At 73.4% G+C, this 11,859-nt stretch carries 10 protein-coding genes; 5 read left to right on the forward strand and 5 right to left on the reverse strand.

Annotation, left to right across the window (positions count from 1 at the left end):
• Positions 1 to 2,135 (forward strand): heavy metal translocating P-type ATPase (locus ACFU5G_RS25555; RefSeq protein WP_377251156.1); only part of this gene is annotated, 2,135 nt, incomplete at its 5' end.
• Positions 2,136 to 2,142: 7 nt separating this feature from the next.
• Here the strand turns inward: ACFU5G_RS25555 and ACFU5G_RS25560 are convergent.
• Genes ACFU5G_RS25560 through ACFU5G_RS25575 form a run of 4 tightly spaced genes read right to left on the reverse strand, consistent with a single transcriptional unit; the run spans position 2,143 to position 4,733 of the window.
• Positions 2,143 to 2,952, reverse strand: a complete 810-nt coding sequence (locus ACFU5G_RS25560; protein WP_377251158.1) for an ABC transporter permease — start codon at positions 2,950 to 2,952, stop codon at positions 2,143 to 2,145.
• Positions 2,949 to 3,794 (reverse strand): ABC transporter ATP-binding protein, encoded by an 846-nt coding sequence (locus ACFU5G_RS25565; RefSeq protein ID WP_377251160.1) that lies wholly within the window; start codon positions 3,792 to 3,794, stop codon positions 2,949 to 2,951. The genes ACFU5G_RS25560 and ACFU5G_RS25565 overlap by 4 nt, the downstream gene beginning before the upstream one ends.
• On the reverse strand, positions 3,791 to 4,093 hold the full coding sequence (locus ACFU5G_RS25570) for a transcriptional regulator (protein WP_121385927.1): 303 nt from the start codon (positions 4,091 to 4,093) through the stop codon (positions 3,791 to 3,793). Before ACFU5G_RS25570 ends, ACFU5G_RS25565 begins: the two co-directional genes overlap by 4 nt.
• Entirely contained in the window at positions 4,086 to 4,733 is a 648-nt protein-coding gene (locus ACFU5G_RS25575) for a hypothetical protein (protein WP_377251162.1), read from the reverse strand. Before ACFU5G_RS25575 ends, ACFU5G_RS25570 begins: the two co-directional genes overlap by 8 nt.
• 190 nt (positions 4,734 to 4,923) lie before the next feature.
• Here ACFU5G_RS25575 and ACFU5G_RS25580 point away from each other — a divergent pair, with 190 nt between their 5' ends.
• The 3 genes from ACFU5G_RS25580 to ACFU5G_RS25590 all read left to right on the forward strand — a co-directional run bounded on the left by ACFU5G_RS25580 (position 4,924) and on the right by ACFU5G_RS25590 (position 9,949).
• Positions 4,924 to 6,426 carry a S10 family peptidase gene (locus ACFU5G_RS25580; RefSeq protein WP_377251164.1) on the forward strand — a complete coding sequence of 501 codons (1,503 nt, stop codon included), beginning with the start codon at positions 4,924 to 4,926 and terminating at the stop codon, positions 6,424 to 6,426.
• 54 nt (positions 6,427 to 6,480) lie between these two features.
• On the forward strand, positions 6,481 to 7,278 hold the full coding sequence (locus tag ACFU5G_RS25585) for a CPBP family intramembrane glutamic endopeptidase (protein WP_377251166.1): 798 nt from the start codon (positions 6,481 to 6,483) through the stop codon (positions 7,276 to 7,278).
• A 169-nt stretch (positions 7,279 to 7,447) separates the two neighbouring features.
• Entirely contained in the window at positions 7,448 to 9,949 is a 2,502-nt protein-coding gene (locus ACFU5G_RS25590) for a flippase-like domain-containing protein (protein ID WP_377251170.1), read from the forward strand.
• Positions 9,950 to 10,024: 75 nt separating this feature from the next.
• Here ACFU5G_RS25590 and ACFU5G_RS25595 read toward each other — a convergent pair whose 3' ends face one another.
• The gene (locus ACFU5G_RS25595; RefSeq protein WP_020015632.1) at positions 10,025 to 10,306 is read right to left on the reverse strand and encodes an HU family DNA-binding protein; all 282 of its coding nucleotides are present in this window, start codon (positions 10,304 to 10,306) and stop codon (positions 10,025 to 10,027) included.
• Positions 10,307 to 10,579: 273 nt separating this feature from the next.
• On the opposite strand from ACFU5G_RS25595, the gene ACFU5G_RS25600 reads away from it, so the two are divergent.
• A partial coding sequence (locus ACFU5G_RS25600) for an MFS transporter (protein ID WP_377251168.1) occupies positions 10,580 to 11,859 on the forward strand: 1,280 nt, incomplete at its 3' end.

Raw genomic sequence — 11,859 nt, forward strand, 5'->3', positions numbered from 1 at the left:
GCGCGGAGGAGTCCGCCGGGCCCGGCGCGGTATCCGCCCCCGGCGACGGATACCGCGGCGAGGACCTGCTCCGCCGCCTGCGCGTCTCGGCCGTGCTCACCGTCCCGGTGCTGCTGCTGTCGATGGTGCCCGGGCTGTCCTTCCCGGGCAGCGAGTGGCTGGTCGCCGCGCTGGCGCTGCCCGTCGTGGTGTGGGGCGCCTGGCCGTTCCACGCCGCCGCGTTCCGGGCGGCCCGGCACGCGAGCTCCACGATGGACACGCTGGTCTCGATCGGCGTGGTCGCGGCGACCCTGTGGTCCCTCTGGGTCCTGGTGGCCGACTCCCTCCGGCCCGCGCAGCACAGCATGGGCCCGGCGCTGTACTTCGAGGTCGGCGCGGTGGTCACCACGTTCCTGCTGGCCGGCCGGTACGCCGAGCACCGGTCGCGGCGCCGCGCGGGCGACGCCCTGCGCGCCCTGCTCAGCCTGGGCGCCAAGGACGCCGAGCGCATCGCGCTCGGCCCGGACGGCACGCCCCTGCGCGTGCCGGACGGCGGCTGGCGCACCACCGCGGTGCCGGTGGCCGCGCTGCAGGTGGGGGACGTGTTCGCGGTGCGCCCGGGCGGCACGGTCGCCACGGACGGCACGGTGGTGGAGGGCGCCTCGGCGCTCGACACCTCCCTGGTCACCGGCGAGCCCGTCCCCGTGGACGTGACCGCCGGGGACGACGTCGTGGGCGGCACGGTGAGCATGTCGGGGCACCTGCTGGTGCGCGCGACCCGCGTGGGCGAGGACACGATGCTCGCCCGCATCGGGCGGCTCGTGGCGCAGGCACAGACGGGCAAGGCCCCCGTGGCGCGGCTCGCCGACCGCATCTCGGCGGTGTTCGTGCCGGTGGTGCTGGTGCTGGCCGTGCTGACCCTGGCGGGCTGGCTCGCCCTGACCGGCGACGTCGAGGCCGCCTTCACCGCCGCCGTCGCGGTGCTGATCATCGCCTGCCCGTGCGCGCTGGGGCTGGCCACGCCCACGGCCATCCTGGTCGGCACGGGCCGCGGCGCCCAGCTCGGCGTGCTGATCCGCGGGCCGGAGATCCTGGAGAGCACGCGCCGGGTGGACACCGTGGTGCTCGACAAGACCGGCACGGTCACCGAGGGCCGGATGCGCGTGGTGGACGTGTGGAGCCCCGACCGGAGCCCCGCGATGGCCGGCGGCGGGCACGCGGCCGCCGACGACGCGAACCACCTCACCAACGCCCCGGAGGTACTGCGGTACGCAGCCGCCGTCGAGGCGCTCAGCGAGCACCCGATCGCGCGGGCCGTCGCGGCCGCGGGCCGGGCCGCCGCCGACCCGGACCCCGAGACGCCCCTGGAGGTCACGGGCTTCGTGGCGCACCCGGGCGGGGGCGTCGAGGGCCTGGTCCGGCGGGCGCACGCGGGGCTGACGCCGGACGGCGCGCTGAACACCCGGCGCGTGCTGGTGGGCCGCCCGGACTGGCTGGCCGGGCAGGGGGTGACGGTCTCCGCGGAGGTGCGCTCCGCCGTCGGGCAGCAGGAGGAGGCCGGGGCGACCGCCGTGGCCGTCGCCTGGAACGGGGCCGCGGGCGGCGTGATCGCACTGCGCGACCCGGCCAAGGCGACGTCGGCCGAGGCCGTCGCCGAGCTGACCGGGCTGGGCCTGCGCCCCTACCTGCTGACCGGCGACTCGGCGGGCGCGGCCCGCGTCGCCGCCCGGGCCGTGGGCATCCCGCAGGAGGACGTGATCTCGCGGGTGCTGCCCGCCGACAAGGCCGCGGTGGTGGCCCGGCTGCAGGCCGAGGGCCGCACCGTGGCGATGGTGGGCGACGGCGTGAACGACGCCGCCGCCCTGGCCACCGCCGACCTGGGCCTCGCGATGGGCACCGGCACCGACGTGGCGATCGAGGCCGGCGACATCACGCTGGTCCGGGGCGACCTGCGGGCCGCCGCGAGCGCCGTCCGCCTGTCCCGGAAGACCCTGCGGGTGATCAAGCAGAACCTGTTCTGGGCGTTCGCGTACAACGTCGCGGCGCTCCCGCTGGCGGCGGCCGGGCTGCTCAGCCCGATGATCGCGGGCGGGGCGATGGCGGCGAGCTCGGTCCTGGTGGTGGCGAACTCGCTCCGCCTGCGCCGTGCCTCGTGATCCCGGGTCAGCGGAAGCGGCGCCCCTCGTCGCTGCGGTAGGCCAGGATCGCCAGCACCGCGAACAGCAGGGTCCACCCGGCCAGCACCGGGAGCGCGAGCGCGTACGCGTCCAGGCCCGTGGTCGCCTGGACCAGCAGGTCCCGGCCGGCCCGGGTGGGGGTGGCCTTCGAGATCGCGTCCAGCCAGCCGGGGAACATCTCAGGCGGCAGGAACAGGCCGCCGGCGAAGGCCAGCGGGAACAGGATGACCTGCACCACGGGCAGCGCGGCCTTGGCCGACAGCTTGTAGCCGATGGCCATGCCGAGCAGCACGAACGGGACGGAGACCGCCAGGATGGTCCCGATGCCGGCGAGCAGCTGCCCGAGCGTCAGGGCGGCCGCCGTGAACAGCCAGCCGATGAGGATCAGCGGCAGCAGGCCGAACAGCGAGAAGATGCCGCCGTTGAGCACGCGCGCCACCATCTGCGGCCCGGGGCCGGCGGGCAGCGAGCGCAGGAACGGGTAGAACGGCAGCTGCCGGTCCTCCGCGACGCCCAGGCCATAGGTGAAGAGGCTGGCGGAGCAGATCGCGAACAGCCCGAGGCCGGCGATGGCGATCGTCGCGTACAGGGGGTTGCCCGCCACGGCCTCCTGCGGCACCACGAAGAAGGCCATCGCCAGCGACGGGAACAGCACGTTCCCGAGCACCGCGATGGGGACCCGGACGGTCTCCAGGAACTGGTACTTGAGGTGCAGCCAGGACAGCACCCAGAACGACCGGGTCTGCGGGGCGGGGCCGGCGACCTCGGTGCCGGTGGTGCTCGTGGTCGCGCTCATCGCACGGCTCCTTCGTTCGTGGCGTCGACGAGCTGGCCGAACGCCTCCTCCAGGGACGCGCCCCGGATCTCCAGGTCCCGGAACTCGGTACCGGCGCGGACGAGGTCGCGCACGAAGGCGTCGGAGTCGGCGACGAGGTGCTCCTGCCGCGTCCCCTCCGCGTCCGTGAACTGGACCCGGCGCGCACCGACCTGGCCGAGGATGGTCTCGAGGGAGTCGTCGGCGAGCACGGTCCCGTGGTCGATGACGACGACGCGCTCGGCGAGCGCCTGCACCTCCTCCAGGTAGTGGGAGGTGAGCAGCACGGTGCCGCCGCTCGCGTGGTACTCCCGGATGGCGTCCCACAGCGCGTTGCGGCCGGACACGTCGAGGCCGGTGGTGGGCTCGTCGAGCAGGACCACGCGCGGCCGGCCGACCAGCGACAGCGCCACGGCAAGACGCCGCTTCTGCCCGCCGGACAGCGAACCGGTCTGCCGCTTGCCCAGGTCGGCGAGGCCGAACTGCTCCAGCAGCTCGCCCGTCGGCACCGGGTCGGGGTAGTGGCCGCCCACGAAGTCGACCACCTCACGCACCCGCAGTGTCGCGGGCAGGCCGGTCTCCTGCGGGGTCAGGCCGAGCAGCGTCCGCGCCCGGGCGTCCCGTGGGTCGTGACCGTTCAGGCGCACGATCCCGGTGTCGGGCCGCCGCTGGCCGCTGACCAGCGACAGCAGCGTGGACTTGCCGGCCCCGTTGGGGCCGAGCAGACCGACCAGCTCGCCTTGCCCCACCTCCAGCGAGACGTCGTCGAGGGCCACCACGGCGCCGAAGCGCCTGGTCACCCCGCTGACCTCTACCGCACTCATGACTGCGCTCCCTTCAGAAGATCCATCAGTGCCGCCTGGTAGTCCGCGAACGCGGTGCGGCCGGTTTCGGTGAGGGCGAGGTACGTCGCAGGCGTCCTGCCCTCGTGCGTCTTGGTGACCCGTACGTACCCGGCGTCCTCCAGCTTGCGCAGGTGGGTCGACAGGTTGCCGGCGGTCATGTCGAGCAGCTTGCGCAGCTTGGGGAAGGCGACCTCGTCGCCGCGGCCCAGGGCCGCGAGGGAGGCCACGACGCGCAGCCGCGCGGGGGCGTGGATGACCGGATCGAGGTCCTCAGGCACGCCGCACACCGCCCTCCGATCGGCGCCGCGCCCGGAGCACCTGCTCCACCCCGGCCATGACCAGGAACCCGCCGCCGCCCGCCACGGCCATCACCAGGTAGGTGGCGGGCATCCCCGCGAAGGCCGCGAGCACCGCGGCGACCAGCATCCAGCCGCCGACCAGGGCCATACGGTTCTCCTCGAAGAGGAGCCCGCCGGCGATGTACATCAGGCCGACGATGACGCAGGCGAAGCCGTTCGCGGCGATGGCCATGATCTCGGGCGACGCCCCGGCGTTGCCCATCGCGCCCAGCACGACACCGAGCGCGGTGAACGCGAGGAACCAGGTCCAGCCGTACAGCGCGCCGATCCGGGCGCTCGCGCCCCGGGTGCCCGCGGTCCGGGTGATGCTGTGCACGATCGTGAAGGTGGTCGCGCCCGCGATGCAGCAGGCGAACACCCACGCGGCCCACGGCGCGGGCGAACCCGTCTCGCGGGCCGTCGTCCACATGGCCAGGTACCCGATCACCCAGGCCAGGCCCCACGCGCCGAACAGCAGGCGCCCGTCGGGCTCCGTGGCGTCGCGGGCCGCCTCCTGGTGCTGCCGGATCAGGCGCAGCGTCTCGGCGGGGTCGAGCCCCGCGTTCGGGTCGGTAGCCATGGTCATCGCCTCGCCTCTCAAACTGGTTTGTACTGCAAACCAGTTTGCCGGATCGCAGGGGAGGCGCGCAAGGGGTTTTTGGACCCCGCTCTCGCCGCCCCTTTCGAGACCCAGGTTTTCTTCGCTTTGAGCCGGATCAAAGCGAAGAAAGCCTGGGTCTCGAAGAGGAGGGCCGGGATAGGTTCCCCAGGTGACCGACGAGAAGCGCACCAGCACCGAACAGCCCGAGGCGACCAAGCCGGCGTCGGAGGGGAGCCCGGCAAAGAAGCCGGAGCCCGCCGACGACCTGGTCACCACGCGGCACACCCTGCACACCCCCGAGGGCGACCTCGCCTACTCCGCCACGACCGGCCGGGTCGTGCTGCGCCAGGAGTCCGTCAAGGACGAGAAGTACGACGGCCGCAAGCCCAAGGCCGAGGTCTCGATCACCTACTACACGCTGGACGACGCCGACGTGACGCGGCGCCCGGTGACGTTCGCGTTCAACGGCGGCCCGGGCTCGTCGTCGGTATGGCTGCACCTGGGCGTGCTGGGCCCGCGCCGGGTCGACTCCGGCGACGTCGGCGACCTGACCGCGCCGCCGTACGGCCTGATCGACAACCCGGAGACCCTGCTGCGCGTCTCCGACCTGGTGTTCATCGACCCCGTCTCCACGGGGTTCTCGCGCGCCACCGAGGGCGAGCAGGCCAAGCCCTTCCACGGGTTCACGGGCGACATCGAGTCCGTCGGCGAGATCATCCGCCTGTGGACGAGCCGGAACGACCGGTGGATGAGCCCCAAGTTCCTGATCGGCGAGTCCTACGGCGGCACGCGCGGCGCCGCGCTGGCCGAGTACCTGCAGACGCGGTTCGGCATGTTCCTCAACGGCGTCATGCTGGTGGCCCCGGCGCTCAACATGGAGGCGCTGTTCGACGGCGAGCACTCCAACCTGCCGCACCCGCTGTTCCTGCCGGTCTACGCGGCGACGGCGCACTACCACGGCCTGCTCGGCGACCGGGCGCTCGACGACGTCGTGGCCGAGGCCAAGGACTGGGCCGAGACCTACGCCTCCGTGCTGGCCCGCGGGGCGCGCGTGCCCGACGACGAGCGCGCGGCCGCCGTCGCGAAGATCGCCTCCCTGACCGGGCTGAGCGAGGACTACGTGGACCGCGCCAACCTGCGCCTGGAGCACACCCGGGTCTACGCCGAGCTGCTGCGCGCGCGCCGCCTGGTCACCGGCCGCCTCGACACCCGGTTCACCGGCCCGGCGGACCACTACATCCACGAGCAGATGCCGTACGACCCGTTCCTCACCGCCACCTCCGGCCCGTACACGGCGGCGCTGCACCACTACCTGCGCGGCGAGCTCGGGTACGAGCACGACGCGATCTACGAGGTGCTCTCGCGCCACGTGCACCCGTGGTCGTACAAGGAGTTCGAGGGCAAGGCCGTCGACGTCGCCGACAAGCTGGCCACGGCGATGATCCTGAACCCGCACCTCCAGGTGCACATCGCCATGGGCCGGTACGACGGCGGCGTGCCGGTCGAGGCCATCGAGTACAGCCTCGACCAGATGGCGGTCCCGGCGTCCTATCGCGAGCGCATCGAGACCCGCGTCTACCCGGCGGGCCACATGATGTACATCCACCCCGAGTCGCGGGTCGCCCAGTCGGCGGACCTCGCGGACTTCGTGCGGCGGGCGTCGAACCGCTGACCTCTCGCGTGGCCGGCTGCCGGACTGCCGGCCACGCGGGGTAGGTTCCGGAGCGTGACCGTGACCGAGCCGCCCCTCTCCCGTCGCCGCACCATCGCCGAGGTGTGGATAGTGCTCGGGCTGAGCCTGGGCCAGTCCGGCGTGTACGCGCTGGTCAACATCGTGGCCCGGCTGACGGCGGGGACGCCGCTCGGCGAGCAGACCGCCACGCTCAACGCGAGCCAGTCCGAGCGCCCGTACCTCGACCTCGTCTACCAGGTGCTGAGCATCGGGTTCGCCCTGGTGCCGGTGGCCCTGGTCCTGTACCTGCTCAGCGCGAACGGGCGCAGCGTGACACGCAGCCTCGGCCTGGACGGATCGCGCCCGTGGCGCGACCTCGGGTGGGGCGTCGCGCTGGCGGCCACGATCGGCATCCCCGGCCTGGCCTTCTACGCCCTGGGGCGCGCGGTCGGCATCACCGTGGAGGTGCAGGCCAGCGCCCTGGACGCGTACTGGTGGACGGTGCCGGTGCTGCTGCTCAGCGCGTTCCAGAACGGCCTCCTGGAGGAGGTCATCGCCGTGAGCTACCTGTACGAGCGCACGCGGGACCTGGGCTGGAACCGCGTGAAGTTCATCGTCGCCAGCTCGCTCCTGCGCGGCTCGTACCACCTCTACCAGGGCATCGGGCCGTTCATCGGCAACGTCGTGATGGGCGTCGTGTTCTCGTGGTTCTACACCTCGCCCCGGTTCCAGCCCGGGGGACGGCGCCGGATCATCCCGCTCGTGGTGGCGCACACGCTGCTCGACATCGTCGCGTTCGTGGGCTACGCGCTCGTGCCCGCCGAGTGGCGTGAGGCACTCGGGATCCGGTGAGGATGACCGGACGGACGCTGGGGACGCCGTCGACCTGACCCGGATATTCCGGGCGCGGTAGCGACTCTCCGGTCAAGCGAGCCTCAACGGCTCTAGAATCGCGAGCATGTCCAACTCGCGCACCGGCCGGGCTGACCCCGGTGCCGAAGTGTCCGGCGGACCGGAGGCGATGCCCTTCGAGAGCGGCCTGGTCCGGGTCGTCGACACCCCGGAGGACCGCGTACGCCACCCCCGCGCGCTGGTCTGGATGATCGCGTGCGCCCTGGGGACGGCGGGCGTGATGGTCCTGTCGGTCGTCGCGCACGGCACCACGGCGGGCGTCACCGAGGACGTCCGGAGCTTCAACGACCTGCTGGCGGCGATCCTGTTCGTGCCGGTCGCGGTGCTGCAGGGCCTGGTCATCCTGTTCGCCCCGGTGGCCGTGATGATCGAGCTCGGCGTGCGGCGGCTGGGCCGGCAGATCGTCGAGTCCATCGCCGCCGGCGTCCTCGGGCTGCTGATCGGCGTGCTCACCACGTTCCTGGTGCGCCACCTGGGCTCGGACGAGCTGGTGCGCGGCATGTCGGTGTGGGAGCGCGGCACCGGCTACGTGCTGACCATCCCGGAGTTCGCCGTGGCGCTCACAGCGATGCTCACGGTGGCCGGGCCGGCCACGCGGCGTCGTACCGTCCGCATCTCGTGGAACCTGATGTTCCTGGCCCTGCTGATCGTGCTGATCACGGGGCAGGTGTCGCTGCCGGGCACGCTGGTCGCGCTGCTGCTGGGCCGCCTGGCGGGCTCGACCGTGCAGTACGTGTCGGGCATCCGCAGCGAGCGCGCCTACGGGTCCGACCTGGTCACGGCCGTGCGGCGCGCCGGGTTCGCACCGATCTCGCTGGCGCGCGTGCGCGCCCTGTCCGACGGCGGCCAGGGCGCCGGCCAGGACGACGCCGCCACCCCCGTGCTCGCGTCCGCGCTCGCCGTCGAGCACGGCGTGCCGGACGACGCGGCCGCGCTCGCCCTGGGCCGGGCCGGCGACAACCGCGTGTACGCCCTGTACAGCGACGACGGCGTGCGCCGCGACGTCCTGGTGCTGGACGGCGACCGGCAGGTGGTCGGCCTCATCACGCGGCTGTGGCGGGCCCTGCGGCTGCGCGGCATCGAGGGCCGGGCCGCGATCTCGCTCAAGGCCGTCGCGGAGCGCACCGCGCTGCTGTCGTACGCCGCGACCGCCGCCGGCGTCCGCACGCCGCGGCTGCTGGGCATCGGCGAGTTCGGCGACTCGATCGCGCTCGTCCTGGAGCACGCCACGCAGTCGGTCTCGCTGCGCGACGTGCCCGACGAGGACGTGCACGACGACGTGCTCGCCGAGGCGTGGGACCAGCTCGGCCGTGCGCACGCCGTGGGCCTGACGCACCGCGCCCTGACGCAGGACGTCCTGCTGACCCAGCGGGACCACGACGGCCGCGCGCACGTGTGGATCACCGGCTGGGAGCAGGGCGACATCGCGTCGTCGCCGCTGTCGCGCCGCCTGGACCTGGTGCAGATGCTCGCGCTGACCGGGCTGCGGGTGGGCCCGCGCCGCGCCGTCGCCGCCGCGGTGCGCGCCCTGCCCGACGCCGACATCGCCGCCATCGGGCCGCTGATCCAGACCATCGCGCTGCCGCGGACCACCCGCGAGGAGGTGCGCCGCGCGAAGGGCCTCATGGGCGAGCTGCGCAACGCCCTGGTGGAGCGGCTGCCCGAGGCGAGCGTGCAGCCGCAGCGCATCTCGCGGTTCAGCGCACGCACGGTCCTGACCACCACGGTCGCCATCGTCGCCGTGGCCGTGATCGTCACGACCATCAACTTCGACGAGATCGCCGAGGCCGTCCGCTCGGCGAACCCGTGGTGGGTGGCGGTGGCGTTCGCGCTGGCCCTCATCACCTGGTTCGGCGCGGGCCTGACGCTCGTGGCGTTCTCCCCGGCGCGCGTGCCGATCGGGCGGGCCACCCTGACGGCCGCCGCCGGGTCGTTCGTGGCGCTGGCGGCGCCCGCGGGAATCGGCCCGGCCGCGCTGAACCTGCGGCTCCTGACCCAGCGCGGCGTGTCCATGTCGATGGCCGTGGCCACCGTCGCGCTCGTGCAGGTCTCGCAGTTCGTGGTCACGGTGCTGCTGCTGGTGGCGCTGTCGGTCTTCACGGGCTCGGGCGCGCTCGTGGAGCTGCCGTCGCCCGCCGTGCTGATCACGCTGGCGGGCATCGCGACGGCCGTGGTCGCGACGCTGCTGGTGCCGCCGGTGCGGCGCTGGGGCGTGGGCTTCATCGGGCCGCGGCTGCGCCAGGTGTGGCCGCGGCTGGCCCAGATGCTGAGCCATCCCGGCCGCCTGGCGCTGGGCGTGGCGGGCAACCTGATCATGACGCTCGGCTACATCGTGGGCCTGTGGTGCTGTCTCGCCGCGTTCGGGGAGACGCTCTCGCTCGTCGACATCGCCCTGGTCAACCTGGTCGGCAACGCCCTGGGCGCGCTCATCCCGACGCCGGGCGGCCTCGGCGGCGTGGAGGGCGCCCTGACGGCCGGTCTGACGGCCGCGGGGGTGCCGGCCACCATCGCGTTCTCCGCGACGATCCTGTACCGCCTGTGCACCTACTGGGGCCGGGTGCCGCTGGGCTGGGTTGCGATGCGGTACCTGGAGCGCAAGGGCGACCTCTGAGCCCGGACATGCGAAAGCCCGGTCCCCCGAGGGGGACCGGGCCTTCGCGTCGCTGAGGAGCTCAGCGGCGAAGCGTCACTTGGCGACGGCCTTCTTCAGCAGCGAGCCGGCGCTGATCTTGACACCGAAGTTCGCCGGGATCGAGATCTCCTCGCCGGTGCGCGGGTTGCGGCCCGTGCGGGCGGCGCGCTCGACGCGCTCGGCCGACAGGAAGCCGGTCACCTTGACGGCCTCACCCTTGGCGAGCGACTCGATCAGCACCTCCTGGAAGGCGTTGAGCGCGGCCTCGGCCTCGGTCTTGTTGATCTCGGCCTTGCTGGCGATGGCCGAGACGAGCTCGGACTTGTTGAGCGACATGCGTTTCCCTTCTTCGGTCACGTCGTGCGGCGGTACCCGCCCGACGACGAGGCCCCATACTGCCAGCAGATCGGCAGGAATTCGCGGAGAACAGGCACTTCTGCGGCGAGTCGTGGGTAACTTTCTGCTCACAGAGGACACGAACCTGTGTACGAACCTGTGGACGACGAGGGCATGAGGCCCCCCGAGGCAGTGTCACCCCGCACTATCCGATGACTTCCGCAACCCAGAGCGGTCTACCGTTCGGCACGGATCGGCCAATGAGAGGAAATCGTGGAGAATCCGCCGCACGCCCGCCGAAACCTCGTCGTCCTGGTGTTCAGCAACCTCCTGGCCGGGGTCGGAGTGGCCTCCGGGGCCGCCGTCGGCGCGCTGCTCGCGGAGAGTCTGGGCGGCACCTCGATGGCCGGGCTCGCCCAGGCGGTCGGTGTGCTCGCCGCGGCGGTCGCCTCCATCCCGCTGGCGACGCTCGCCCAGCTCCGCGGACGCCGGTGGGCCCTGTCGCTCGGCTACGCCCTGTCGACGGTCGGCGCGCTGCTCATCGTGACGGCGGCGGTGCTGGGGCAGCTCGTCGTGCTGCTCGTGGGTCTCATGCTCTACGGCGTCGCGAACGCGACCAACCTGCAGTCCCGCTACGCCGCGGCCGACAACGTGGGCTCCGGCACACGCGCCCGCACCATGTCGGTGGTCCTCTGGTCCACGACCGTGGGCTCCGTGGTGGGGCCCAACGTCGCGGCGCCCGGCGCGGTGGTCGGCTCCGGGCTCGGCGTGCCCGACCTCGGCGGCCCCTACCTGTTCTCGATCGTCGCCTACCTGCTGGCCGGCCTGCTGCTCGTGAGCCTCTACCGGGACCCCGCGGGCGGCGTGGCGGGACGGGTGGTGCCCGCGGGCGCCGTCGGGCAGGGACACGGGGACAAGCGCGCCGAACCCCGGCGCACCGGTGCGCTCGCCGCGCTGCGGTGGGCCTGGGCGCACCCGCGGGCGCGGTTCGCCGTGGTCACCACGGCCGTGGCGCACGGCGTGATGATCATGGTGATGGTGATGACGCCGGTGCACATGCAGCACGGCGGGATGTCGCTGCAGCTCGTGGGCGTCGTCATCAGCCTGCACGTGCTGGGGATGTTCGCGTTCAGCCCGGTGTTCGGGTGGCTGGCCGACCGGTTCGGCCCGCTGCGCGTCGCCGTCGGCGGCATGGTGCTGCAGGGTGCGGCCGTGGCGCTCGGGTTCCTGGCGGCGACCCTGGCCGCGGGGTCGACGGCGGGCATGCCGGCCGGCGGGGAGCACGCCGGGCACGGCGGCGCCGCCGCCCCGGCCCTCGACGCGGAGGTGCTCACGGCCGTCGCGCTCGTGCTGCTCGGCCTCGGCTGGTCGGCGTGCGTGATCGCGTCGTCGGCGGTGCTGGCGTCCGTCGCGGAGCCGCAGGTGAAGCTGCCGCTGCAGGGCGCGACGGACGCGCTGATGAACTACTTCGGCGCCGCGTCGGCCGCGCTGGCCGGACCGCTGCTCGCCTGGGGCGGGTTCGAGGCCGTGAACACGGCGGGCGCCGTCCTGCC

This window comes from Promicromonospora sp. NPDC057488 (assembly GCF_042802395.1).
Lineage (GTDB): Bacteria > Actinomycetota > Actinomycetes > Actinomycetales > Cellulomonadaceae > Promicromonospora.